This window comes from Bradyrhizobium sp. B097, from assembly GCF_038957035.1.
GTDB lineage: Bacteria > Pseudomonadota > Alphaproteobacteria > Rhizobiales > Xanthobacteraceae > Bradyrhizobium.
In genome coordinates, this window is the sequence record NZ_CP152412.1 from 8,627,577 (window position 1) to 8,653,677 (window position 26,101).

Below are 26,101 nucleotides of genomic sequence, written 5' to 3' on the forward strand. Positions count from 1 at the left end.
GCAATAGGCAAGCGGCCAGACAGCTTTCTAACGACACCCATTTGTGGTTATGGGTCCCGGCCTTCGCCGGGACGACACCGGGTTTGTGGCGTCTATTTCGTCGTCAGCCGGGACGACAGCCGATTTGCGGCGCTTATTTCGTCGTCAATGCGAAGGCGCCATCCCAATCGTCCGGCGGCGGCTCCTTCTGGAAGGCGCGGATGCGCGCCTCATAGAGGCGGTAGAGATATTGCAGCGTCTGCGCCTCGTCGGTCTTGCGACCGCGCTCGATCGCGGCGAGCGCGCCGTCCCAGTCGCGGCTGCGGTAACAGGCGAGCATCTCGATGGTCAGGTTGCGCAGCCGCTGGAAGCGGCCGGAACCAGCCACGTCCTCGCGGCCGGCGATCGCGTAGATCACCTCGGGCTCCTTCTTGCCCTTCACCATGATGAAGTCGAGTTCGAGGATCGCGAACTTTTCCTTCACCGCGAGCGCGGTCTTCGATCCCACGATGATCGGGAAGCCGTATTCCTTGGACTGCCCCTCGAGCCGCGCCGCCAGATTGACGCTGTCGCCGAGCACCGAATAATTGAACTTGAGATCGGACCCCATATTGCCGACCACGCAGGTGCCGGTGTTGAGGCCGACGCCCATGTTGAGCGGCACATAGACGTGGCCACCGTCCTGCGCTTCCTGTTCGCGCTTGCGGTTGAGGTCGCCGACGTGCCCCAGCATGTCAAGCGCGGCGTCGCAGGCGTTGAGCTGGTGCTGCTTGTCGTCGAGCGGCGCATTCCAGAATGCCATGATGGCGTCGCCCATATATTTGTCGATATAGCCTTTGCGTGCGAGGATCGCGTTGGTGAGCGGCGTGAGGAAACGGTTCATCAGCGCCGTGAGGCCTTGCGGATCGCGCTTGTAGGTTTCCGAGATCGAGGTGAAGCCGCGCATGTCCGAGAACATGATGGTCATCTCGCGCTCCTCGCCGCCGAGCACGAGCCGCTCCGGCGATTGCGCCAGCTGCTCGACCAGCGCGGGCGACATGTACTGCACGAATTGCGACCTGATCTGCCGGCGCTGCTGCTGTTCGCGCACGAAGGCGGAGAAGATCAGCGTGAGATAGATCGCCGTGGTCGACATCAGCGGATAGGTGAAATCGATCAGGAGCCGGTGCTGGGAATAGAAATACCAGGACGTGCCGGTCAGCACCGAGGCGAACATCCCGCCGACAACCACCAGCGTGATCGGACCGAACTTCGGCGCGAAGGCGATGACCAGGAGCCCCATGATCAGCGCGGCGAAGAACTCGATGCCGATGCCGTAGTTCGGTTGCGAAACCACGTCACCGGTCAGCGCGCTCTCCAGCACCTGGGCGTGAACCTCGACCCCGGGCATCGCCGGCGTCACCGGCGTGGTCTTGATGTCGTTCAGCCCGACCGCCGAGGTGCCGATCACGATCAGCTTGCCGGCGATCCTGTCCGGCGGCACGCGCCCGTCCAGCACGTCGACGGCCGAGACATAGATCGAGGGATCGCGGCGGGCGTAGTGGATCCAAAGCTGGCCGTGGAGATCGGTCGGGATCGCAAAGCCCTTGAGGCCCAGGCTCTTGATACCGGCCTTGTCGGCCTTGATCAGGATGGTGCCCGAGCCGCTCGCCACCCGAAGCATCTCGAAAGTCAGCGACGGCATGGTGATGCCCTGCGCGACCATCATCATCGGCACCCGCCTGACGATGCCGTCGCGTTCCGGCCTGATCGTGAACAGGCCGCGCCCGGCGGCCGCCTCCTCCAGCACCGGCACATTGCGCAGCAACCCCGGAAACATGAACATGAAGGGCTGCGGCTCTTCGCCGAGCATCGCTAGCCCGGTGACCGGGAGCTTTTCGTTGAGGTCGGCGCGCACGTTGGGCCCGCCCGATTCGCCGAGCACCACACGCGAGTTCTTGATGGCGTCGGCCAGGATGCTGTCGTTGCTCGGCAGCTGCCGCAGCCTGGCGCGCATCTCCTCATCGAGGCTGCTGAACGTATCGGCCGCGATATCGGGGTTGAGGCGGTCGGGCTCGGAGAACACCGCGTCGAACGCGATCACCACGGCGCCGAGCCGGGTGAGGTTGATGACGATGTCGGCAAGCCGAGTCCGCGGCCACGGCCATTGCCCGAGCCGGGGGTCAGCGAGGCTCTTCTCGTCGATATCGACGATGGTGACGGGCCGCGCGGTCTTCTGGCGCGGTTCGAGCACCTGGAACGTGTCAAACGTCCTGACGCGAAGCTCCTGCACCGGAGCCGGATCCGCGATCCGCAGCGCGGCAAAGCCGATCAACAGCGCCACGCAGGCCAACCGCGCATAGCCGAAGCGCCGTCCGAACCACCTTCGTATCGCCTTCAGCCGTTTCATACCGTCTGGATATCACGCGCGGAGAATTGTTCCAATCGAACAGACGTTGCGCAATGCAGGATCCAGCCGGCCTTTTCAGGAGGCCGACGCCCATCACGTATAATGAATGATGAAGTCGTTCTGGGACAAGCTTGCCTTCGAGACATTGTGCAACGTGATCGTGTCTGCACTGTCGATCGTGATCAGCGTATCCGCCGAATTGGTCGGCGACGTCGTCACATGCTGATCGAACCAGCCGCTGAAGGTGCTTGTCGAGACGACTGTGGACAGGTCGATCTGGTCCTGGCCCGACGTGAAGTTCAGGATCGTGTCGTGATTGAAGTTCGGCGCAAACACGAACTTGTCCTGATAGCCCGATCCGAAGAACACGTCCTTGTCGCTGGTCCCCGTCAGCGTCACCGGCTGAGACGGATTTTGCTGGACGCTGAAGATCAGGTTGACCGTATCGCTCGCGCCATGGCCGTCGGTCACGGAGAGCGCGATCTTGTCGGTCGCCGGCGGCGTCTGGCCCGGGTTGTAGACGAGGCCCGGCGACCCGAGCGCGGTGTTGATATCCGGGAGATGGCCGAGCAGCACTGACGGCGCGACGCTGCTGCCCGAACCGGGGTTCGTCGCGGCCGCCAAGGTGAAGTTCTCGTTGGCGCCGGCATCAACATCCGTGACCGTCAGGCCGGAGATCGTTTCGGTCCCGTTGGGATTGTCGGTGATGCTGATGTTGTCGGTATGGATCACCGGCGCGTCGTTGGCGCCGACGACATCGACCGTCAGCGTCGCAGTCCCGGTCGCGCCATGGGCATCGATGGTCTCGACGGTAAACGTGTCGGCATAGGTGCCCTTGGCCAGCGCGTTGATCGCGGCGGCGTCGGGAACGTAGCTGTAGGTGCCGTCGGCGTTGACCGTAAGCGAGCCGTAGAGGCCCGCGATCGAGGAGTTGACCGCGACGTGGTCCGAGTTGAGCGCGGCATAGGTCAGCGTCGCCGTCTCGCCATCGTCGACGTCATGGCCGTGCAGCGCGCCGGTGAGCGGGCTGAACGTGTCGTCGGCAGCGGTATCGGTGAGCGTGCCGGCGTTGACGTCAGCCAGTGTCGGCGCGTCGTTGGCCCCGTTGATCGTGATCGTCACGGGCTGGGTGATGACGCCGCCATGTTGGTCGTCGATCTGGATCGAGTAGGTCAACGTCAGCGACTCGCCGGCGGCCAGATAGTCGAAATTCTGATCCGCGGCCGAGAAGGTCCAGGTCTGCGATCCGTTCACATGGCCGGTCGAATCCGTCAGCGTCCCCAGCGAAAGCCAGTTCAGGATCGTGGACTGGTCCTCGGGCAGGCCCGCGGTCGCGCCGGATTCCGCCACGCCGGTGATCGTCATGACGTGGGTGTCGCTGAGATCCACATCGGTGAACGCCACGGTGCCCGATGCGCTGTCCGCCTTCAACGAACCCATCGTGTCGGGCTGCTCGGGAATAATGGCGGTCTGCGGCGCCGACGTGACGGTGGGCGCGTCATTGCTGCCGGCGATCGTGATCGTCACCGGTTGGCTGATCACGCCGCCATGATGATCGTCGATCTTGACCGTGTAGGTCAGCGTCAGCGTCTCGCCGACGGCGAGATAGTCGAAATTGTTGTCCGCGGCCGAGAAGGTCCAGGCCTGCGATCCGTTCACATGGCCGGTCGAATCCGTCAGCGTCCCCAGCGAGAGCCAGTTCAGGACCGTGGACTCGTCCACAGCCAGGCCCGTGGTCGTGCCGGATTCCGCGACGCCGGTGATCGACACGGTATGGGTGTCGCTGAGATCGACGTCGGCAAACGCCACCACGCCTTGGGCGACGTCCGGCTTGATCGAGCCGGTCTCGCCGATCGCCTCGGGGACCGAGGTGGTCGACGGTTCCGATGTGAAGGTCGGGATGTCGTTGGTGCCGGTGATGGTGATCGTGACGGGCTGGGTGACGACGCCGCCATGGTGGTCGTCGACCTGGATCAGGTAGGTCAGCGTCAGCTTCTCGCCGGCCGCCAGATAGTCGAAATTCTTGTCGGCGGCCGAGAACGTCCAGGCATTGGATCCGGCGACGCCGCCGGTCGTATCCTTCAGCGTACCGAGCGACAGCCAGCTCAGGATCGTCGCCTGATCGGGCAGCCCGGTGGTCACGCCGGTTTCGGTGACACCGGCCACCGTGACGCTGTGGGTGTCGCTGAGATCGACATCGGTAAAGGTCACCGTGCCGGACGCGGTATCCGGATTCACCGAACCGGTCACGCCCGCGGCCTCGGTGATGGCCGCCGCCTGGGTCGGCGAGGTGATCACCGGCTTGTCGTCGGTGCCGACGATCGTGATCGTGACCGGGACCGTGACGACGCCGCCATGATGGTCGTCGATCTGGACCGTGTAGATCAGCGTCAGCGTCTCGCCGACGGCGAGATAGTCGAAACTCTTGTCGGCGGCCGAGAACGTCCAGGAGCGCGATCCCGTCACGCCGTCGGTCGAATCGGTCAGTGTTCCCAGCGACAGCCAGCTCAGCATGGTGGCCTGGCTGGGGATTCCGCCGATGAAGCCGGTCGCGGTGACGCCGGTGATGGCGACCGTGTGTGTGTCGGTCAAATCGGCATCGGTAAACGTCACCGTGCCATGCGCCGTATCGGGCGTCGCCGAATTCGTCGTCCACGGCAGTTCGGTGATCGAACCGGTCTGCGCCGAGGACGTCACGACCGGCGTGTCGTTGGTGCCGGTGATCGTGATGGTGATGGTCTTGAATGCGGTCTCGTTGCTCAGCGGGTAGTTGTTATCGACGCGCACCATGTAGGTCAGCGTCAGCGTTTCGCCGGCGGCGAGGAAGTCGAAGGCGCCGTCGGCAAGGCTGTAGGTCCAGGTCGCCGAGCCGATGTTGCTGTTCAGCGGATTGGGGTCGAGCTGCACCGGAATCTCGACCGCTGCGATCGCCGCCTGTTCGGCCGCCGTCAGCGACGAGGTGACGTCGTTGCCGCTGGCGTCGTGGTAGCTGAACGTGCTGAAGTTGATGGTTGCAGTCGGCTTGTCGCCGAGATTGACGTCCACCCAGGTGATCTGGCCGCTCACGGTGTCGGGCAGCGTGCTATGGGTCTGCCCGGCCTGTTCGGTGATCGCTCCATTCTGGGTCACGACATGCGGCGGCCCGGCGATGTGGTCGGACTGGGGGGCAGCGGCCTGCGATCCGGGATTGCTGGTCAACCCGAGCAGAAAGTTGATCGGCACGAAGGCGTCACCGGTCGCGAGCTTCAGGCCGATCGTGACCGGGACGACGCTGTCCGTGAAGTTCGTCGTGAGCTTGGTGTTGGGATTCGAATTGTCGGTGAACTTCAGCGCGAAGACGTCGGAGATCAGCTTCTGCGCATCGGTCGACAGTTGCGCCGACGAGACGAAGCTGACGCTGCCCTGGCCGTTGACGATGGTCTGGGTGCCGGCCTGATCGACCGTCGCGATCGGATTGAGCGTCGTTTTGTCGAACAGGATGTAGGAGCCGGTGGTGCCGTCGGGCTCGACCAGCACCTGGAATTTGGCCGGCGGCACGCCACCCGTGCCCTGGACGTCGAAATCGATCTCGACCAGCACCGCGGTGCCGCGGATGCCCATGGTCGCAACCGGCGTATCGACCTTCATGTCGCCATGCTTGGCGGTCGCGCCGGCAACGAATGAGATCGTGCCCGAGACGAGGCTCATCAGCGACGAATTGCTCGACCCGTTCGGGTCGTAGATCATCTCGTTCAGCACCATCTTGGCGTTCGGTCCGAGACCGAACACGGTGCCGTCGATGAAGGTGATGCCGAGCGTCGAGTCGCTGCCGGACTGCACCACGTCACCCTTGTTGACGTTGTCGCCCTGGTTCAGGACGATCGCGACACCGTTGCGGATCGCGGTGGCGTTGCCCGCCAGCTTGGTGACGTGGCCGATGACCTTCGCCGGTTCCACCGCGCCGCCGGCCTGGGCATATTGGGTGTGGCCAGTGAGTGCGTTGACGAGGTCGCCGGTGAGATGCGCGCCTTCAGGCGACGCCAGGGCCGCGTGTTTCTCGCCCTTGAAGTAGTCGTGCAGGACGAGTTCCCGGTCGTCCTTCGAGATGACGAGATCGAGCCCGGTCCGCTTGAAGTCGCCGGTGAACAGCAATTGCCCGTCGTCGACGGTGATCGCGCCGGGCGGAGCGTGCGTGGAAACACTGTCGACATGCACCGATCCACGGGCATAAGCGTCCGTGTTCGGCAAATAGCCGTCGAATTTCTCGACAAAGTTCACTGCGGATCACCGCACGAAGGTTAATATTGGTAGAATATCCGAATGATTACGCCTGCATATCATCGGATAAAGCTTCGCGAAACCATCCTGTGCTTTCGCAAGGTGCTCTGATTGCGCGGTTTGACTGGGTGTGACTTGGCTCACTCTCAGATGAGTCGTGTAGTCCGGACTTACCTGACGGTACCATGAGATGGGATTTAAGCCAAGATGGGTACTGAGCCACGTATTCGTGGTATTAACTTGCATTTCTCTACTTGCCTTTATTTCCCCGCAGCCCCGAGAGGGCATTTGACTCCATTTTTCCGGCTAAAGCTGTGACCTGGCTTACAAATCGCAGCTATCCCGTGCGCGGACCGGCCGGGTTAACCAGAAGGCAAGGATGAGGCGTTTCGCGGTGGAAAAAGGTTCGCCGGTTCGTTTCACAAACCGGTAAAGTTTTCGGGACCCGGACCACAGGCCCTTTAGTCTCCTGCCCGGTTTCCCCACATCTTAAGTCGATTCGAAGGGATCGTTGGCCATGCTGTCGGCATGAAACGATCCGGTCGCGTGCGCGGTGCAGTATCCACCCGTCGATGAGCGGACAGGGGGTGTCACATGGGTAACTCGCTTCGCTCGTTTGCGCTGCGCGCCGTCATGCTGGGCTTCGGCCTGGCCTTGGCCGCGCCGATTGCCGAGCTGAATGCCGCCTCGCTGCTTTCGCCCGGCCCGGCGACACTACTCAGAAAGTCGACCGAGCCGTTCGGCCTGTCGACCAGCCTGCTTGCTGGCGGCGGCCTGCGCGACAAATGGCTCGGCGTGCAACGCCAGCTTGCCGACGAATTGGTGCAGCTCGCAGCCTGCGAGAGCGACCGCGCGGGGTGTGCGTCCCCGGAGGCGCTGCGGTTCCTGGCGATCGTCGACGCCGGACGCGCGCGCACCGGTCGCGCCCGTCTCGGCGAGATCAACCGCGCGATCAATCTGGCGATCCGCCCCGGCAGCGATCTCGCGACTTATGGCGAGCCCGACGTCTGGGCCACGCCGCTCGCCACCTTTGCCCGCGGCAGCGGCGATTGCGAGGACTATGCGATCGCGAAATTCGTGGCGCTCGGCAAGGCCGGCGTCGCGCCGGAAGATTTGCGCATCGTCGTGATGCATGACCTGCTCGGCGGCGAGGACCACGCCGTGGTCGCGGCGCGGCTCGACGGCCACTGGCTGACGCTCGACAACCGCCGCATGGCGATGATCGAGGATGCCGATATCAGGCGTTTTCGGCCGACCTTCGTGATCGACCAGAACGGCGTCAGCCGTTACCTCGATGCGCCGCTCGTCACCGAAGCCGCGTGGCGGCCGCCGGCGGGGGTGAATTGACTGGGTCATTCCGGGGCGATGCAGAGCATCGAACCCGGAATCTCGAGGTCCCCGGTGCGCGACTGCGCACCTGTGGTCTGGTGCTGAAGCACCATCCCGGAACGACGGTCCCGAGGAATGCCGCTCAGAACATCAAATTGTCCTTCACCAGCACCCAGCGGCCGCCCTTGACCTGCTGCACCTGGGTGATGGTGTTGGCGAGATGATCGGTCTTGGAGAACTTGGTCGGCGGCGAGCTGAAGATGTCGAGGAACTTGTCGCCTGACTCCAGCGCGTCGAGCATCTTCTGGCCGGTGAGATCCTTGCCCGCCTTCTGCGCGTAGAACGCGAAGGTCATCACCGCGTTGTAGCCGATGATCGCCTGCGTGTTGGCCTCGCTGTTGAACATCTTCTTGTAGTTGACCAGCCAGTCCTTCACCTTGCCCTTGGCCGTGTCCTCGTAGGGAATCTCGAAGCCCGACGCGGCATAGAGGCCCTCGACGGCTTCCTTGCCGAGCGCCGGCACTTCGAGCACGTTGGTCGGCGTGGCCCCGAGGAAGGTGACGTCCCAGCCGAGCTTCTTCGCCTCGTTCATCGCGCCGATCGTCTCGCGGATCACGGTGCCGAGCACGACGAGATCGCAGCCGTCGGACTTCATCTTGGCGACCTGCGCCGAGAAGTCGGAAGCGCCGCGCTTGTAGCTGGTGACCGATGCCGGCTGCACCTTCATCGCGCCGAGCTGCTGGGTGAAGCCGTCGAGCACGTTCTTACCGTACTCGTCGTCCTGGTGCATGATGCAGGGCTTCTTGAAGTTCTTCCACTCCATCATGTATTTGATCGCGGCGCGCGTGCTCTCGACATAGGGCAGCAGGTTGTTGAACTTCAGCCGCTCCTGCGGCTTGGCGGGATCGAACTTGAAGGTGAATTCGGCGGCGGTCAGTGGGAACAGCTGCAGCACGCCGGCATCGAACAGGATGTCCTGCGCGGCGAGCACGGTCGGCGATCCCATCGGGCCGATCATCGCGAAGACCTTGTCGCGCTCGACCATCTTCTGCGAGGCCAGCACGGCCTTCTTCGGGTCGTAGCCGTTGTCCTCCAGGATCATCTTGATCTTGCGGCCGTTGATGCCGCCGCTGGCGTTGATTTCCTCGACCGCCATCTTCATGCCGTTGGACACCGGGACGCCCCAGACCTTGATCGGGCCGGACAAATCCTGATGCGTTCCGATCACGATCTCGGTTGGCGAGATGCCTTCATTGGTGACCTTGGTCTGGGCTGCGGCCGGCACACAGGTCAGCGCCAGCGCGCTCACCGCAAGGCCCAGCGCCTTCAGCGATTTCGACATTGCAGTCTCCTCCTTACATGGCCCATGTTGAGCGAAGGGTCGGGCCTGCTCGCTCCCTCGCCGCGTCCGTCGTCGTCTCTCTCCTTGAGCATGACCTATTCGGAAAACCGCTTCACACTTTTCCGGATCATGCTCTACGCAACCGCCCGCGCGCCATACATGGCGTCGATCTCGGCGGCGTAGCGCTTGTTCACAAAGCTGCGCTTCAGCTTCATGGTCGGCGTCAGCTCCTCGTCCTCGGGCGTGAGCTGGCGCTCGATCAGGTAGAATCTCTTGATGGTCTCGACGCGCGCGAACTTGGCGTTGACCGCCTCAATCTCGCGCTGGATCAGGTCCTGGATCTCGCGGGCACGGCACAGGCTCGCGTAGTTGGTGAAGGGGATATCCTGGTCCTGGGCGTATTTCTCGACATTCTCCTGGTCGATCATGATCAGGCAGGTGAGATACGGCCGCTTGTCGCCGATCACGACCGCATCGGAGACGTAAGGCGAGAATTTGAGCTGGTTCTCGATCTCGGACGGCGTGATGTTCTTGCCGCCGGAGGTGATGATGATGTCCTTCATCCGGTCGGTGATCTTCACATAGCCTTCATTGTCGATCGCACCGACGTCGCCGGTGTGCAGCCAGCCTCTCGCGTCGATCGTTTCGGCGGTCTTCTCCGGCTGGTTGAGATAGCCCATGAACAGGAAGTCGCCCTTGATCAGGATCTCGCCCTTCGGGCAGATCATCACCTCGCCCCAGGGCGCGGCCTTGCCGACCGAGCCGAGCTTGATGCGGTCCGCCGGCATCATGGTCGCGACGCCGCAATTCTCGGTCTGGCCGTAAACCTCGCGCATGTCGATGCCGAGCGCGAGATACCAGCGGATCAGATCCGGCGAGATCGGCGCCGCGCCGGTCAATGCGATCCGGCAGCGGTCGAGCCCGAGCATGCGGCGGATGTTGCGGAACACCAGCCAGTAGGCCGCGCGGTTGGCGAGCCGCAGCGACAGCGGCGGCGTCTCGCCCTCCAGCCGGCACTCGGTCATCCGGTTGCCGATCGCAAGCGCCCGGGCATACATCCAGTTCTGGAACGGGGTCGCGTCCTTCAGCGCGATGGTGATGCCGGAATAGAACTTCTCCCAGATCCTGGGCACCGCGAGGAATGCAGTCGGCTGCACCTCGCGCAGATTGTCCGGCACCGTCTCCGGGCTCTCAGCAAAGTTCATCACCGAACCCAGCGCGAGCGAGATGTAGTAGCCGCCGACCCGCTCGGCGACATGGCAGAGCGGCAGGAACACCAGCCGCTCCTCGCTGTCGGTCGAAGGGTAGAGATCGTTGGCGTGGCGCATCTGGTGCGTCACGCTGCGGTTGGAATGCATCGCGCCCTTGGGTGGGCCCGTCGTGCCCGAGGTATAGACCAGGATCGCGAGATCGGAGGCGGTGCGGCTGCCCGTCATTTCATCCCACAAGGCATCATTGCCCTGCGCATGATTGCGGCCGAGCGCGGTGAATTCGGCGAGCGACAGCACCATCGGATCGGAGAAGCCGGAGAGGCCCTCCATGTCGAACACGACGATCCTTTCCAGCGTCGGACAGCGCGACCGGCAGGTCAGCACCTTGTCGAGCTGCTCCTCGTCCTCGACGAACATCACCCGCGTGCGGGAATCATTGACGAGGTATTCGACCTGCGCCGCCGAATCGGTCGGATAGATGCCGGAGGACACGCCGCCGGCGCACAGGATGCCCATGTCGGCATAGACCCATTCCGGCACCGCGTTGGCGATGATCGAGGCGACGTCGCCGGGACGGAAGCCGGTCGCATGCAGGCCGAAGGCGATGTCCTTGGATATCTGCAGCCATTCGCGCCAGCTGGTCGGCTGCCAGATGCCGAACTTCTTTTCGCGGATCGCGGGCCTGTCGCCACGCGTTTGCACCGCGAGCAGAAAGCTCCTCGCGATCGTGTCGGCAACCGTCAGCACCGCTGGTCCTGCCATGCGCGCTCCCTCCTCTGCCGCTTGCCTCACCCGCCGGCCCGAATGCCGGTCTTGTTCGCGAAGCAGGCCCGAAATCTAGCTCCAACTCGCTCTCGGCGCCAAACCTTCCTCGGCCAACTTTAGTCGACGCCAACCTTCGTCAGCGCCGACCTTCTCAACGCCACGTCTTCTTCTTTTTCCAGCGCCGCTCGCCCCGCGCGCCCGCTTCCTTGGCGCCGAGGTAGAACTCCTGGATATCGGGCGAATTCAACAGCCGCTCGCAGGTGTCGTTCATGACGACGCGGCCGATCTCCAGCACATAGCCGTAATGCGCCGTCTCCAGCGCGATCTTGGCATTCTGCTCGACCAGCAGGATCGACATGCCCTGCTCCTCATTGACGCGGCGGATGATGGTGAAGATCTCCTTCACCAGGATCGGCGACAGCCCGAGCGACGGCTCGTCCAGCAGCAGCAAGGTCGGCCGGTTCATCAGCGCCCGCCCGATCGCAAGCATCTGCTGCTCGCCGCCCGACAGCTGCCCGGCCGGCTGGCCGAGCCGCTCCTTCAGCCGTGGAAAATAGCCGTAGACGCGTTCGAGGTCCTGCGCCACACCGTCGCGATCCTTGCGCAGATAGGCGCCCATCATCAGGTTCTCGCGCACCGACAGGAACGGAAACACCTCGCGCCCTTCCGGCACATGGCTGAGGCCGAGCCGCACGATCCGGTCGGCCTCCATGCGCTGGATCGGCTTGCCCAGGAATTCGATCGTGCCCTTCTGCGGATCGAGGATGCCGGAGATCGTCTTCAAGACCGTGGTCTTGCCGGCGCCGTTGGCGCCGAGCAGCGTCACGATCCGGCCGCGCGGCACCTCGAGGCTGATGCCGCGGATCGCCATGATCGGCCCGTAATAGCTCTCGATGTTGGAGAGCTTCAGGATGATGTCCGCTGCGCTCATGGCATCATCCTCATGCACCGAGATACGCTGCGACGACGTCGGGATGGTGCTGCACCTCGGACGGCGAGCCCATCGCCAGCACGCGGCCGTAGTTCAGCGCGATCACGCGGTCGGAGACCCGGTTGACCAGCGTCATGTCGTGCTCGACCATCAGCACCGTGATGCCAAGCTCACTCTTCATGTCGCGGATCCAGAACGACATGTCGTCGGTCTCCTCGACGTTGAGGCCGGACGACGGCTCGTCGAGCAGGATCAGCTTCGGCTCCGAGCACAGCGCACGCGCCAGCTCGATCACCTTGCGTACGCCGTAGGGCAACCCCGAGATCAGCTTGTCGCGGTACGGCTCGAGATCGAGGAATTCGATCACCTGCTCGACCCGGCGGCGATGCGCCTTCTCGCCGGCCCGGACACTCGGCAGGAACAGCAGCTCCTGCCAGAGCTGGGTGGTGGAATGGCGATGGCGGCCGACCAGGAGATTGCTCAGCATGGTCGCATTCTCGAACAGCTCGATGTTCTGGAAGGTGCGCGCGATGCCGAGCCTGGCGATGTCGTAGGCCGGCTCCTGGGTGATGTCCTGATCCTCGAAGAAGATCCTGCCCGAGGTCGGCGGATAGATCCGCGAGATCAGGTTGAAGATCGAGCTCTTGCCGGCGCCATTGGGCCCGATGATCGAGAGGATCTCGCCCTTCTCGACCGCGAAGCTGACCGCATCGACGGCCTTGAGGCCGCCGAAATGCAGGGACAGGTTCTCGGCGCGGAAATAGCTCATCGGTTCCGCTCCGACTTCACGTAGATCTTCTGCCGCTTGAAGGTCGCGCGCTTGTACAGCGGGAACAGCTGGAAGAAGAGCTTGATCTTGAGCCAGCGGCCATAGAGCCCGAGTGGCTCGAACAACACGAACACCACGATGATGATGCCGTAGATCGCGCCCTTCAGCCCGTTGGCGGACGCGAAGGCCGCGACCGCATCCTGGATGTGGCCTGCGCGTTCCGTACCGGCGCCCAGAGTGGCCGCGACGCCACTGATCACGCCGGGCATGTCGTCCTTCAGGTAGGTCAGGAACGGATCGATCATAACCAGGAAGATCGCGCCGAGCACTGCGCCGTGCAGGCTGAACGTGCCGCCGATCAGGATCACAATGATGAACTCGATCGAGAGCTGCAAAGTGAACATCTCGGGCGAGATGAAGGACAGCTTGTGGGCGAACAGCACGCCGGCAAAGCCGGTGATCGCCGCCGAGATCGCGAACGACTTCACCTTGTAGAGCGCGACGTTGATGCCCATGCTGCGCGCCGCGGTCTCGCTGTCGCGGATCGCGACAAAGGCGCGCCCGGTCGGCGAGCGCAGCAGATTGAGCGTGCCGACGATGGTCAGCACCAGCACCGCAAGGCAGAGATAATAGAAGGTCGGGCCGTCGCGCGACACCGTGGTGCCGAGCAGCTCAATGGTCTTGACCCGCATGCCCTCATTGCCGTGGGTCACGCTTTCCCAGCGCGCCAGGATTTCCTCGACGATGAAGGCAAACGAGATCGTCGCGATCACCAGATAGATGCCCTGCAGCCGCAGCGCCGGAAATCCGACCAGCGCGCCGACCACGCCGGTCAACAGCCCCGCGGCGAGGAAGTAGACCGGAAACGGCACGTTGAATTGCTGCAGATAGGCTGCCGTGTAGGCGCCGATCGCCAGAAATGCGGCATGGCCGAGCGAGGCCTGACCGGTGAAGCCGGTCAGGATCAACAGCCCGACGCCGACGGTCGCATAGATGCAGACGAAGACGACCTGGCTCATCAGATAGCTTGAGAGCACGTAGGGCGCGATCAGCAGCACCGCCAGCAGCAGGCCGTAGGAATAGATATAGCCGGAATGCGGGAACAGCCTGATGTCGTCTTCATAGTCGGTCTTGAAGAGAAACCGCATGCGTTACCCCTCAAACCTTTTTTCGGACATGAAGGCCGAACAGGCCCTCGGGCTTGAGCAGCAGCACTGCGAGCAGCACGATGTAGGGCGCGACGTCCTTCCAGCCCTGCGGCAGATAGAAGCCGGCCATGCTCTCGATCACGCCGATCAGGACGCCGCCGACCACGGCGCCGGGGATCGAGCCGAAGCCGCCGAGCACGGCGGCCGGAAACGCCTTCAGCCCCAGCACCAGGCCGACATTGGAATGGATGAAGGTGATCGGCGCCAGCAGCACGCCGGCGCAGGTCGCCACCGCCGCCGAGATCGCCCAGACGATCGAGACCACGCGCTTGACCGGGATGCCCATGTAATAGGCAGCGAGCATGTTCTCGGAGCTGGCGCGCATCGCGGTGCCGAGCGTGGTGCGGTTGAAGAACAGATAGAGCAGCGCGCACAGGATGATGGTCGCCGCGATCACCGACAATTTGTCATAGGCGAGCACCAGGCTGCCGATCCTCAGGACACCCTGGCTGAACGGTGTTTCGATCTTGAAGTCGTCGGTGCCCCAGATCATGCCGGAGACCGAGCGCAGGAAATAGCCGAGCCCGATCGTCGCCATGATGATGGAGAATTGCGGATAGCCGAGGATCGGCCGCACCACGAGCCGCTCGGCCAGCATGCCGAACAGCGCCATGCAGATCACCGCGCCGGCGAAGCCGACCCAGTAATTCAGCCCGAGCATGCCGATGAAGGTGAAGGCGAAAAAGCCGCCCAGCATCATCAAATCGCCTTGCGCGAAATTGACGACCTCGGTTGCCTTGTAGACCAGCACGAAGCCGAGCGCGATCAGGCCGTAAACGCAGCCGAGCGCGATGCCGCTGACGAGCTGCTGAACAAAGTCCAGCATCGTTCCCTCCCCGATGCCCGGCGATTCTTCCCGATCGCTCGTTGCATCCCGCCTTCACGCCCTTGTGTCGGAAGCGCTGAAAGCTGCCTATGTCCGCCCCGATTGAGCCAAAAGGCCCGATCCCTGTCAACAAACCGCTGATCCGGCTGTATCATCACATTTGCGGAGATATGCCGCAGCACGGACTAATACGGATATCGCGTTCGATTTGCCCCGTGCGATTCACTGCACCGAAACGGTTTTTGTCCAAGCTTACGCAACCGACGAGCGAACTCCCGGATCGCCAACGCACCATGACTTCGGAACTGTCCGCACTCGCCGTGCGAGGGTTAACCAAGCGTTTTGACCGCCCGGCGGTCGACGCGCTCGATCTCACCGTCCGTGTCGGTGAATTCTATGCGCTGCTCGGGCCGAACGGCGCCGGCAAGACCACGACGCTGCGCATGGTGGCGGGGCTATTGCGGCCCGATGCCGGCTCGGTGTCGATCCTCGGCATCGATGCGCTGGCCGACCCGGTCTCAGCCAAGCAGATCATGGCCTGGGTGTCCGACGAGCCGATGATCTACGACAAGCTGACGCCGCTCGAATATCTCGAATTCGTCGCCGGCCTGTGGGGCATCGATCCCCGCACGTCGGAGAAGTCCGCGCGCAATCTCCTGGTGTCGCTCGGGCTCGAGCCGCATCTCAACGCGCGCTGCGAAGGCTTCTCCAAGGGCATGCGCCAGAAGGTAGCGCTCGCCGGTGCGCTGGTGCACGATCCCCGCCTGATCATTCTCGATGAACCGCTGACCGGCCTCGACGCGCTGTCGGCGCGTCACGTCAAGGGGCTGCTGCAGGAGCGCGTCCGCGCCGGCTGCACCGTGATCATGACCACTCACATTCTCGAGGTCGCCGAGCGCATGGCCGACCGGATCGGCGTGATCGCGGCCGGCAGGCTGATCGCCGAGGGCACGCTGGCCGAGCTGCGCGAGCAGAACGGCCGCAACGACACCACCCTCGAGGACATGTTCATCGCGCTGGTCGATACCGAGGCGGCCGCCGCGTGAGCTCGACAGCCCATCTCACCTGGTTCGCCCGCCACGAATTCCGCCTGGCGTGGCGCGAGTGGCTGGCGATGATGACCGGCGGCCGGCGCCGGCGCAATCGCGCCGTGATCGGCCTGCTGCTCTTCGCGGCGATCCTGCATCTGCCGGCCTATGCCGTTGTCGCCCGCTATGTCGACCTGCGGTTTCCGCTCGATCCCTCCTCGCTGATCGTGCTGACCGCGACGATCTTCCTGTCCTGGGCGCTGATGCTCTCGCAGGCGATCGAGTCGGTGACGCGGGTGTTCTACGCCCGCGCCGATCTCGACCTGATCATGTCGTCGCCGGCAAAACTCACCAACATCTTCTCGATCCGGATCGCCGCGATCGCGCTGACGGTGAGCAGCATGGCACTCTTGCTGTCGACGCCGTTCATCGACGTACTGGTGTATCTCGGCGGTGCACGCTGGCTTGCCGGCTTCGGCGTCGTCCTTGCGATCGGGCTGTCGGCGGCGGCCGCGGCGATCGCCGTCACCGCGTTGCTGTTTCGCCTGATCGGACCGGGCCGGACGCGGCTGGTGGCACAGATCGTCTCAGCCGTCATCGGCGCCGGCTTCGTCATCGCGTTGCAGGTCGTCGCCGTGCTGTCCTACGGCACGCTGTCGCGCTTTGCCTTTCTGACCTCGGAGACCGCGGCACGAATTGCCCCGGCCCCCGACAGCCTGCTCTGGTGGCCGGCGCGCGCATCGCTCGGCGATTTCGACATCATGATGCTGCTGCTCGCCACCGCGCTCGTGTTGCTCGGCGGCGTGATGGCGGTGTTCGCGCCGCGGTTTGCCGACACCGTCGCCCGCGTCGCCGCCAATCCGGCGACGGTCACGCAAGGACGCGCCCGCGCGTTCCGGACCGGCTCGCGGCAGCAGGCGCTGCGCCGCAAGGAATTCCTGCTGCTGCGCCGCGATCCGTGGCTGCTGTCGCAGAGCCTGATGCAGATGCTCTATCTGCTGCCGCCGGCGCTGATGTTGTGGCGAAGCTTCTCCGGCACGTCGACCGCGATCGTGCTGATCACGCCCGTCATCGTGATGGCCGCAGGCCAGCTCGCCGGCGGACTGGCGTGGCTGACCATCTCGGGCGAGGACGCGCCCGATCTGGTGGCAACCGCACCGCTGCCGCCGTCGCGCGTGACCCGCGCCAAGGTCGAGGTCGTCCTGATCGCGATCGCCGCGGTTTTCGCGCCGCTGGTGGCCGCGCTGGCGTTCGCCTCGCCGGGGCAGGCCGCGGTGACGGCGATCGCGATCGTCATCGCGACCGCATCCGCCGCCGCGGTCCAGCTCTGGTTCCGCGCGCAGGCCAAGCGCAGCCAGTTTCGCCGGCGCCAGACCTCCTCCCGCATCGCCACCTTCGCGGAAGCCTTCTCCTCGATCGGCTGGGCCGCAACCGCCGCCCTGGCCCTGACGATCCCGATGGCCGCGCTCATCAGCGGCATTCTGACGCTGTTGACGCTCGCCATTGCCTGGAAGATCAGCCCGCGGCGCGCGCAGGACAACGCTAGCCCTTCACCAGCTCCATCACCGCCGCGGCGAACGCCTCCGGTGCTTCCTGCGGCAGATTGTGTCCGGCACGCGGGATCACGCGATATGCGCGGCGGGCAGTGTATTTTGCCGCGCTGGCGCTGCCGTCGCGCGCGGGCGTCACGCCGTCGTCGGCGCCATCGAGCGTGATGGTGGGGACCGTAATCACCGGCAGCGCGTCCAGCCGCCGCTGCAAATCCGCATATTGCCGATCCCCGGCGACAACGCCGTAGCGATGCCGGTAGCTGTGGATCACGACGTCGACATAATCGGGATTGTCGAATGCGACCGCGGTCCGCTCGAAACACGCATCGTCGAACGCCCAGCTCGGCGACCATTGCGACCACAATATCCGTGCAATGCCGCGCCGGTTGGCGGCAAGCCCGGCGCGTCCGCGCTCGAGCTGGAAGTAGTACTGATACCACAGCGGCACCTCGCGCTCGGGGCGCGCCGGCACCATCGCATGCGCGATGTCCTGGATCATGTAGCCATTGGTGCAGACGAGCCCGATGCAGCGTTCCGGCCACAGCGCCGCACCGATCGAGGCGGCGCGGCCGCCCCAGTCATAGCCGGCGAACACCGCGCGCGTGATGTCGAGCGCGTCGATCAGCGCGATCAGGTCGGCGCCGACCGCCGCCTGCTCGCCCGAGCGCGGCGTCGCCTTGTCGCGGAACACCGTCGGGCCGTAGCCACGCAGATAGGGCACGATGACCCGGCAACCCTGCGCCGCCAACAGTGGAGCGACGTCCACATAGGAGTGGATGTCGTAGGGAAAGCCGTGCATCAGCATGACGGCGGGACCGTCGGCCGGGCCAGCCTCATAATAGGCGATGTCGAGCACGCCCGCGTCGACATGGCGCAATGGCTCGAGCCGTTTGGTGGATGATGCGCGCGGCGCGGAGCTATTATCAGTCACGCAGAACTCCCTGATCGCTGTGATCTGCGCCGCATGATAGCGCCTGCCAACGCAATAATCGCCCGGATCGTATTGCAGCCTACGCCATGGAGCGATGCGCCGGCGTCATCATGACGGCACGCCAATTGCGCGATAGTCTGACGCCGGCGGATATCGCCGAAGGCGGAACAGGTCATGCTGAGATTGCTCGCCGCGCTCGTCTTGCTGGGAACGTTCACCAGCCACGCCCTGGCGCAGGATGCCCAGCGCAGCGAATGCCTGGCGATGGCCAATGCGCCGCCGCGCGCCGTCCCGGTGAACTACCGGCGCATCGCGGCCAAAGCCGACGAGGTCGCGATCACCTATGCTGGCCATTCGACCTATTACATCGACACGCCCGGCGGCATCAGGATCGCGACCGACTACAACGGCGTCTATCAGACCGGGCGGCTGCCCGACGTCGCGACCATGAACCGGGCCCACGCGACGCATTACACGCTGTTTCCCGACCCCGGGATTCCGCACGTGCTGCATGGTTGGGGCGAGAACGGCCAGGCCGCGCATTACGCGATGCGGATCGGCGACGTCTATATCCGCAACGTCACCACCGACATCCGCCGCTATTGGGGCGAAGATTCCGGCGGCGAGATGATCAAGGACGGCAACTCGATCTTCATCTTCGAGGTCGCCGGCCTCTGCATCGGCCATCTCGGCCACCTCCACGTCAAGCTCGACGACAGCCATTTCGCGGCGATCGGCCGGCTCGACATCGTGATGGTGCCGATCGACGGCACCTATACGATGTCGCTCGACGGCATCTCCGAGATCACCAAGCGATTGCGCGCCGCCGTCGTGCTGCCGATGCACCGCTTTGCCACCCCGCTCGACGAGTTCATGCGCCTGATCGGCCAGCAATTCGAGATCGACCGCCGCGGCGGCGAGCGCACCTTGCGGATTTCGCGCGACACGCTGCCGTCAACGCCGACGGTGATCATCCTCGACGGCGTATAAGTCGCCCGACTGCCCCTGACACGATTTCGTGCACCGGCACTTTTCGCGCTTGACCTAGAGTATACTCTAGCTTGTTCACTCGGGATCGTCCGGCAACACCCGGCCACGAGGACCAACCGCATGACACCTTCAAGCAAGCTCCCGCACCGCAGGCTCGGCATTGACGGCCCGCAGGTTTCCGCCGTCGGGCTCGGCTGCATGTCACTGTCCGGCATCTACGGCGCCAATGACGATACGGCGACGCCCGACTTCATCCGCTACGCCATCGACCGGGGCATCGACTTCCTCGACAGCGCCGATCTCTATGGCTGGGGCCACAACGAGGAATTGCTGGGCCGCGCGCTGAAGGGCCTGCGCGACAGGGTCGTGATCGCGACCAAATTCGGTCAGGTGAAGACCGCGACCGGACAGGGCGTGGACGGACGGCCCGCCTACGTCCAAGAAGCCTGCGAGGCGAGCCTGAAGCGGCTCAACATCGAAACCATCGATCTCTACTACCAGCACCGCATCGATCCGAACGTTCCGATCGAGGATACGGTCGGCGCGATGGCGCGCCTCGTCGAGCAAGGCAAGGTTCGCCATCTCGGCCTGTGCGAGGCGCGCCCCGAAACCATTCGCCGCGCGCACAAGGTGCACAGACTGGCCGCGGTGCAAACCGAATATTCCCTGCTCTACCGCAGCGAGGCCGAGGAGACCCTGCAGACGACGCGGGCGCTCGGCATCGCCTTCGTCGCCTATTCGCCGCTCGGCCGCGGCTTCCTGACCGGCCAGATCCAGTCGCAGGCCGACATCGCGGGCGATCGCCGCGGCGACCATCCGCGCTTCGCCGGCGATAATTTTGCCCGCAACCGCGATCTCGTCAGCGGCATCGTGACGATCGCACGCGAGAAGAATTGCACACCGGCTCAGCTCGTGCTCGCCTGGCTGCTGGCGCAGGGACGGGACATCGTACCGATTCCCGGCACCAAGCAGCGCAGCCGGCTGGACGAGAACATCGACGCCCTCGACGTGGTGCTCTCGCCGGACGAGCTGGCACGGATTTCAGCGGCCATCCCGGCCGGCGCCGCGGCAGGTGAGCGCTATCCGGCCGGCGCGATGAAAGCGGTCTATCTGTGATGGACGCCCGGACATCCGATTTGCAGGCGACGCCGAACGCACTCTACATCGGCGACATCGCGCGGCGCTCCGGCCGAAGCGTGCATACCATCCGCTGGTATGAAGCGCAGGGCCTGATGCCCGGCGTCGTCAGGGACCGCGGCCGGCGCCGCGTCTACAACGACTATCACATCGGCTGGCTCGATCTGATGGAGCGGCTGCGCTTGACCGGGATGTCGATCAAGCAGCTTCGCGACTATACCACGCTCGTGAAGCAGGGCAGCGCGACCTTGCGCAAGCGCCGCGCGCTGCTCGCCGAGCACCAGCTCCGCGTCCGGGCCATGATCGCCAAATGGACCGAAGCGCTCGCGCTGGTCGACGCCAAGATCGAGTTCTACGACGAGTGGGTCGCGGCAGGCACGCGGCCCAAGGTCTCGCCACAGCAGCGCGCCCGCGCCAAGCGGTCCGCCACCAGGGCCTGAACGCATCGAATAGCAGGATACGCGATGGACGATATGCTTCGGCGTAAACCCTTTGCCATGCGCGCATCGCAGCGGCTGACGCTGCTGACGCTGTGTCTGGCGGTTACGATCGCGCATATCGATACGTTCATCGTCAATCTCGGCGCGCGCGCGATCGGCGATCATTTCGGTGCGGGTGTCGATGAGTTGCAATGGATCGTCGACAGCTACAATCTGGTCTACGCGGTCTCGCTGCTGACCGGCGGGATGCTCGCGGACAGATATGGCAGGCGTCGCATCCTGATCTGCGGCGCTCTGATCTTCACTTTCGCGTCGCTGCTATGCGCGGCCGCGCCATCCGCGCTGGTGCTGATCGGCGGACGTGCCCTCACGGGCGCCGGCGGCGCGCTGATGATTCCGGCCTCGCTTGCGATCATCCGGGTGGTCTGGGACCGGCCGGAGGAGCGCGCCCGCGCGCTTGGTATCTGGGCCGCCTGCAACGGCGTCGCCATGGCGCTGGGACCGAGCCTTGGCGGGCTGCTGATCCCGTGGCTCGGCTGGCGCAGCATCTTCCTGGTAATCGTGCCGTTCGGCCTGCTCGTCGTGCTGATGGCTGGGTCGACGATCCCGGAATCGGTGAACCCGCAGCGGCGCGCGGTCGACATTCCGGCCCAGTTCTGCGGTGCATTGGCGCTTGGAAGCCTGACCTATGCCGCCATCGGCGCACAATCGGCGCCGGGCGCGATGACCGCCGCCCTGGTCATCGCTTCGCTTTCAGTAGCCCTGCTGATCGCCGTCGAAAGAAGGCGAGGGGCCGGGGCGCTGCTGTCGCCGGAGATTTTCGGCGCACGCCGGTTCCGCGCTGCCATGATCGCCACCACGGGCATGACATTCGGCGGGTACGGCATGGTCTTCGTGCTGCCGCTGGCGTGGCAGTCGAGCGGACGGCTCGATGCCGCGGCAAGCGCCGCCGCGCTGCTGCCGATGTCGCTGGTGTTCGTGATGGTCTCACCGTTCTCCGGCATGCTGTCGGAAAAGCTCGGGCTGCGCGCGGCCAGCTCGGGCGGCGTGACGCTGATGGGTGTCGGCCTCCTGATGATTGGCCTCGGTGGCCTGCGACCGGACATCGCCCTGGCCGAGTTCGGACTGGCGATCACCGGGCTCGGGCTCGGCCTCGCCGCGGGGCCGCTCTCGGCGATGGCCGTCGGCGACGTCGCCGCTGCGCGGGCCGGTACGGCTGCGGCGCTGATCAACGTGGCCCGGATCAGCGGTGCGACGATCGGCGTTGCGGTGCTCGGCGCGTGCTACGCGGCAACCGGCGGCGGCAGCCACGGCCTGCTGCTCGCGATGATCGCCGGAAGCCTCGTCCAGTTCGCCGGCGCCGGCGTGGCGTGGATGGTGACAGGGCGCGAGGCGCCACGGCTGCGCATTTGACCTGCTCGCGCGCGGCTCGTTATCCTTCGCACAGCCGACACCGGATCGGCGGCCGACAAGAGCAAGAACAGGGAGCATCATCCATGGCCAGCACTCTGCCCGCCTCTGCAAGCGGGCTCTATGCCAATCCGCGCGAAGACTGGCTCGCCCAATATACCGAGGAGATCATCGATCCCAACAGGCCGATCGTCGATCCGCACCATCATCTCTGGGATCGCGGCGGCTTGCGCTACCTGATCGAGGAGATGCGCGACGACATCGCCTCGGGCCACAACATCGTGGCGACCGTCTATGTCGATTGCCGGTCGATGTATCGCGCCGACGGGCCGGAGGCGTTCCGCCCGGTCGGCGAGGTCGAGTTCGCCAACGGCGTCGCGGCGATGGCGGCGAGCGGCGGCTATGGCAAGGCGGCGATCTGCGCCGGCATCGTCAGCCACGTTAACCTTCTGATCGGCGACCAAGCCAAGGAGGTGCTGGAGGCGGAAATCGCCGCCGGCAACGGCCGGTTCCGCGGCATCCGCCACTCCTCGGCCTGGGACGAGGACCCCAATGTCGCCCACATGTACGCCAACCGCCCGAAGGGGATCTTGCTGGATGCCACCTTTCGGAGGGGGTTCGCCTGCCTGGCGCCGCTCGGCCTCAGCTTCGATGCCTGGCTGTTCCACCCGCAGATCGGCGAGCTCACCGACCTCGCCCGCGCCTTTCCCGACACAAGGATCGTGCTCGACCATTGCGGCGGACCGGTCGGCACCGGCCGCTTCGCCGGCAAGCGCGAGGAGACCTTTCCGGTCTGGAAGGCGTCGATCGAGGAGATCGCCAAATGCCCGAACGTCGTGGTCAAGCTCGGCGGGCTGGCGATGTGCCTGCTCGGCTACGACTTCCACCTGCGCCCCAGGCCGCCCTCGTCGGAGGAACTCGCCGCCGCCTGGCGGCCCTATGTGGAGACCTGCATCGAGGCGTTCGGCCCGAGCCGTTGCATGTTCGAGAGCAACTTCCCACCTGATAAGGGACAGTGCAGCTATCAGGTGATCTTCAACACCTTTAAACGGCTTGCATCACAATATAGCGAAGCCGAGAAGACGGCGTTGTTCTTGCAGACGGCAAAGGATGTCTATCGGCTCGATATCGGGTAAACTTGCGACTCATGGATGACAGCATCACCATCCGGCCGCTTCGTGAGGCTGATGCAGAAGCGGTGGTCGAACTCTACGCAAAGGCGGCTGCGGTGGAACCGCGGCTGGGCCCTGTCACGCTGCCGCAGTGGGACCAGTTCCTGAAACTGCCGCAGAACCGTGGCGGCCGCGACTTCCGCATTGCCGAGCGGAACGGCCGACTCCTTGGCCTCGCTGAGTCATCATTGCGCGATCAGGGCGCGCATCATTCCCGGTTCCTCAAGATCGTCGTCGCGCCCGAGGTCCGGCGCCGCCGGATTGGCCTCGCGCTGTTCGACGACGTGCTTGCGATCGACACCGATCCCGATCTCACCGTCCAGACGCTGGTGAGCAGCGATTGGCCGGCGGGAATGGCCTTCGTGGCCGCCTTCGGCTTTGTTCATGTCGAGTCCGAAATCGGGATGAAATGCGTCGAGCCATTGCAGCCGGCACGCACGCTCGCGGCGGCCCGCGCCACCATCGAGCAGGTCAGCGACGTCACCGCCTGCGCCGGCGAGGTGGCGCGCCTCCACAACGCCGCCTATGCCTCGGACTCCGCGTTCCGCCGGTATTCGCCGGAGGAGATGGCGCAGGTCCTGACCGAGAGCGAAGTCTGGATCGCGTCGGAGGAAGGCCAGATGTCGGGCTTCTGCCTGACCGAGCCGGAGCGGAACTCGATGTGGATCGAGTCGGTCGCGGTCGATCCGGCGCGGCAGGGACGCGGGCTCGGCCAGCTGCTGGTCTATCGCGTGCTGGCCGCACACGACGTGTCGGTCGAGCATCCCTGCTGGCTCAACGTCTCGAGCCGCAACGCGCCCGCGCTGAAGATCTACCGCCGGCTCGGCTTCAAGCCGCAGCACGAGACCTGCCGCTTCAGCGCACCGCGAGGCGAACTGCTCGCGGCGCGTGGGCGGCGGTTTTAATAGCCAGCCTTTTGGAATGGTCCGAGAACACTAATTTATCCCCGTCACCCTGAGGTGCGAGCGAAGCGAGCCTCGAAGGGCGAACGGCCGGGCTCTCTCCCTCGCCGCCGATACCCGGGGCCGTCCATCCTTCGAGGCGCGCAAGAGCGCGCACCTCAGGATGACGGAACTAGGCTCCAGAGGACGGGATTAAGCGGGCCGTCTACGCCCACTCGCCCTTGCGGAACACCGGCACGCTGCGGCCGTCGGCGTGGATGCCGTCGATGTCGGTGTGGGCGGAGCCGATCATCCAGTCGATATGGATCAGGCTCTTGTTGCCGCCCTGCTCGGCGATCTGCTGCGGCGTCAGCTTGTCGCCGTTGACGAAGCATTTCGAGTAGCACTGGCCGAGCGCGATGTGCGAGGCGGCGTTCTCGTCGAACAGCGTGTTGAAGAACAACAGCCCGCTCTTCGAGATCGGCGATGAGTGCGGCACCAGCGCGACCTCGCCGAGGCGGCGCGCGCCCTCGTCGGTGTCGAGCACCTTGTTCAACACTTCCTCGCCGCGCGAGGCCTTGGCCTCGACGATGCGGCCTTCCTCGAACTTGACCGAGATATTGTCGATCAGCGTACCCTGATAGGACAGCGGCTTGGAGCTGACGACGTGGCCGCTGACGCGGCGGCAGTGCGGCGTGGTGAAGACCTCCTCGGTCGGAATGTTGGCATTGCAGACAATGCCGTTCTTGGCGGTCGACGCGCCGCCTTCCCATTCATGACCGTCGGCGAGCCCGATGGTGAGGTCCATGTCGGGACCGGAATATTTCAATGCGTGGAAGCGCTGGCCGTTCAGCCATTCGGTACGCTCGCGCAGCCTGGCATTGTGCTGTTCCCAGTTGGCGACGGCGCCGTCCTGATCGACCCGGGACGCGGAGAAGATCGCGTCCGCGAGTTTCGCCACCGCGACATCCTCGGCATCGTCCGGAAACACCTGCTTCGCCCAGGACGTGCTGGGATAGGCAATGATGTTCCAGTTGGTGTCGAAATTGACGATCTTCTCCAGCGCCGGCTGGTAGGCGATCGAATTCGCCTTGCTGGCGCGCGCCACCTTGGTCGGGTCTTCGCCCGACAGCAGCATCGGATTGTCGCCGACGATCGCAAGCCGCGCGGTGTTGGCGCCGAACGCCTTCGCCATGCCCTCGTAGAGCCAACCCGCGGCGCGATCGAAGCTCGCATCGTTGGCGTAGCGGTAGCGCGCCAGCGTGAGCTCCTCGTCCGAGAAGAACGGGGTCACGAGACCCGCGCCGGCCTTGTAGGCATGTTCCACCACCCGCCGCACCAGCGGCATCGCCGCCGCAGGCGCCGTCAGCAGCAGATCCTGCCCCGGCTGCAGCTGCAGGCCGACCTTGATCGCGACTTCGGCGAGCCGATCGAGTTTTACAGGATCGATCGAGGCGGAAAGGTTGCGTTGATGTGCGGTCATGAAGTGTCCGGCCGTGTCGTTTGAGGGCTTTGAGGATTCGTAGTCCAATTCGATCCGCATCCGCAAGGTTCCC

General features: G+C 64.7%; 18 protein-coding genes and 1 pseudogene. 9 read left to right on the forward strand and 10 right to left on the reverse strand.

Annotated elements, in window-relative coordinates; translation table 11 throughout:
* Positions 1 to 133: 133 nt before the first annotated feature.
* Complete coding sequence (locus AAFG07_RS39730; RefSeq protein WP_342725007.1) at positions 134 to 2,368, reverse strand: adenylate/guanylate cyclase domain-containing protein; 2,235 nt, start codon at positions 2,366 to 2,368, stop codon at positions 134 to 136.
* Between the two features lie 93 nt (positions 2,369 to 2,461).
* Positions 2,462 to 6,625: a VCBS domain-containing protein gene (locus AAFG07_RS39735; protein ID WP_342725008.1), complete on the reverse strand. Its 4,164-nt coding sequence runs from the start codon at positions 6,623 to 6,625 to the stop codon at positions 2,462 to 2,464.
* Positions 6,626 to 7,219: 594 nt separating this feature from the next.
* Between AAFG07_RS39735 and AAFG07_RS39740 the strand changes: the two genes are divergently transcribed.
* Positions 7,220 to 7,972, forward strand: coding sequence for a transglutaminase-like cysteine peptidase (locus AAFG07_RS39740; RefSeq protein ID WP_342725009.1), 753 nt, complete (start codon positions 7,220 to 7,222; stop codon positions 7,970 to 7,972).
* A 124-nt stretch (positions 7,973 to 8,096) separates the two neighbouring features.
* Here AAFG07_RS39740 and AAFG07_RS39745 read toward each other — a convergent pair whose 3' ends face one another.
* The 6 genes from AAFG07_RS39745 to AAFG07_RS39770 form a co-directional block, all read right to left on the reverse strand.
* Complete coding sequence (locus tag AAFG07_RS39745) at positions 8,097 to 9,296, reverse strand: ABC transporter substrate-binding protein (protein WP_342725010.1); 1,200 nt, start codon at positions 9,294 to 9,296, stop codon at positions 8,097 to 8,099.
* Between the two features lie 134 nt (positions 9,297 to 9,430).
* Entirely contained in the window at positions 9,431 to 11,269 is a 1,839-nt protein-coding gene (locus AAFG07_RS39750; RefSeq protein WP_342725011.1) for an AMP-binding protein, read from the reverse strand.
* 154 nt (positions 11,270 to 11,423) lie between these two features.
* Positions 11,424 to 12,203: an ABC transporter ATP-binding protein gene (locus AAFG07_RS39755; protein WP_342725012.1), complete on the reverse strand. Its 780-nt coding sequence runs from the start codon at positions 12,201 to 12,203 to the stop codon at positions 11,424 to 11,426.
* A 10-nt stretch (positions 12,204 to 12,213) separates the two neighbouring features.
* A complete protein-coding gene (locus AAFG07_RS39760) occupies positions 12,214 to 12,972 on the reverse strand; it encodes an ABC transporter ATP-binding protein (protein WP_342725013.1) in 759 nt (252 codons plus the stop codon).
* Entirely contained in the window at positions 12,969 to 14,120 is a 1,152-nt protein-coding gene (locus AAFG07_RS39765; RefSeq protein ID WP_342725014.1) for a branched-chain amino acid ABC transporter permease, read from the reverse strand. Before AAFG07_RS39765 ends, AAFG07_RS39760 begins: the two co-directional genes overlap by 4 nt.
* Positions 14,121 to 14,130: 10 nt before the next feature.
* Positions 14,131 to 15,006: a branched-chain amino acid ABC transporter permease gene (locus AAFG07_RS39770; RefSeq protein WP_028336612.1), complete on the reverse strand. Its 876-nt coding sequence runs from the start codon at positions 15,004 to 15,006 to the stop codon at positions 14,131 to 14,133.
* 293 nt (positions 15,007 to 15,299) lie between these two features.
* On the opposite strand from AAFG07_RS39770, the gene AAFG07_RS39775 reads away from it, so the two are divergent.
* Both AAFG07_RS39775 and AAFG07_RS39780 read left to right on the forward strand, forming a co-directional pair.
* A complete protein-coding gene (locus AAFG07_RS39775) occupies positions 15,300 to 16,052 on the forward strand; it encodes an ABC transporter ATP-binding protein (protein ID WP_092119695.1) in 753 nt (250 codons plus the stop codon).
* Positions 16,049 to 17,749: a permease gene (locus AAFG07_RS39780; RefSeq protein WP_342725015.1), complete on the forward strand. Its 1,701-nt coding sequence runs from the start codon at positions 16,049 to 16,051 to the stop codon at positions 17,747 to 17,749. The genes AAFG07_RS39775 and AAFG07_RS39780 overlap by 4 nt, the downstream gene beginning before the upstream one ends.
* Here AAFG07_RS39780 and AAFG07_RS39785 read toward each other — a convergent pair.
* Positions 17,661 to 18,389: pseudogene (locus tag AAFG07_RS39785) on the reverse strand (alpha/beta hydrolase); the annotation flags it as partial. The gene AAFG07_RS39780 and the pseudogene AAFG07_RS39785 overlap by 89 nt on opposite strands.
* A 300-nt stretch (positions 18,390 to 18,689) precedes the next feature.
* Here AAFG07_RS39785 and AAFG07_RS39790 point away from each other — a divergent pair.
* The 6 genes from AAFG07_RS39790 (at position 18,690) to AAFG07_RS39815 (ending at position 24,569) form a co-directional block, all read left to right on the forward strand.
* Entirely contained in the window at positions 18,690 to 19,505 is an 816-nt protein-coding gene (locus tag AAFG07_RS39790) for an MBL fold metallo-hydrolase (protein ID WP_342725016.1), read from the forward strand.
* A gap of 120 nt (positions 19,506 to 19,625) precedes the next feature.
* A complete protein-coding gene (locus AAFG07_RS39795) occupies positions 19,626 to 20,621 on the forward strand; it encodes an aldo/keto reductase (RefSeq protein WP_342725017.1) in 996 nt (331 codons plus the stop codon).
* Positions 20,621 to 21,082, forward strand: a complete 462-nt coding sequence (locus tag AAFG07_RS39800; RefSeq protein WP_342725018.1) for a MerR family transcriptional regulator — start codon at positions 20,621 to 20,623, stop codon at positions 21,080 to 21,082. The genes AAFG07_RS39795 and AAFG07_RS39800 overlap by 1 nt, the downstream gene beginning before the upstream one ends.
* A gap of 24 nt (positions 21,083 to 21,106) precedes the next feature.
* Positions 21,107 to 22,495, forward strand: a complete 1,389-nt coding sequence (locus AAFG07_RS39805; RefSeq protein ID WP_342725019.1) for an MFS transporter — start codon at positions 21,107 to 21,109, stop codon at positions 22,493 to 22,495.
* Positions 22,496 to 22,578: 83 nt separating this feature from the next.
* Positions 22,579 to 23,628 (forward strand): amidohydrolase family protein, encoded by a 1,050-nt coding sequence (locus tag AAFG07_RS39810; RefSeq protein WP_342725020.1) that lies wholly within the window; start codon positions 22,579 to 22,581, stop codon positions 23,626 to 23,628.
* An 11-nt stretch (positions 23,629 to 23,639) separates the two neighbouring features.
* On the forward strand, positions 23,640 to 24,569 hold the full coding sequence (locus AAFG07_RS39815) for a GNAT family N-acetyltransferase (protein ID WP_342725021.1): 930 nt from the start codon (positions 23,640 to 23,642) through the stop codon (positions 24,567 to 24,569).
* A gap of 202 nt (positions 24,570 to 24,771) precedes the next feature.
* Here the strand turns inward: AAFG07_RS39815 and AAFG07_RS39820 are convergent, their stop codons facing one another.
* Entirely contained in the window at positions 24,772 to 26,028 is a 1,257-nt protein-coding gene (locus tag AAFG07_RS39820; protein ID WP_342725022.1) for an aminopeptidase, read from the reverse strand.
* Between the last annotated feature and the right edge of the window lie 73 nt (positions 26,029 to 26,101).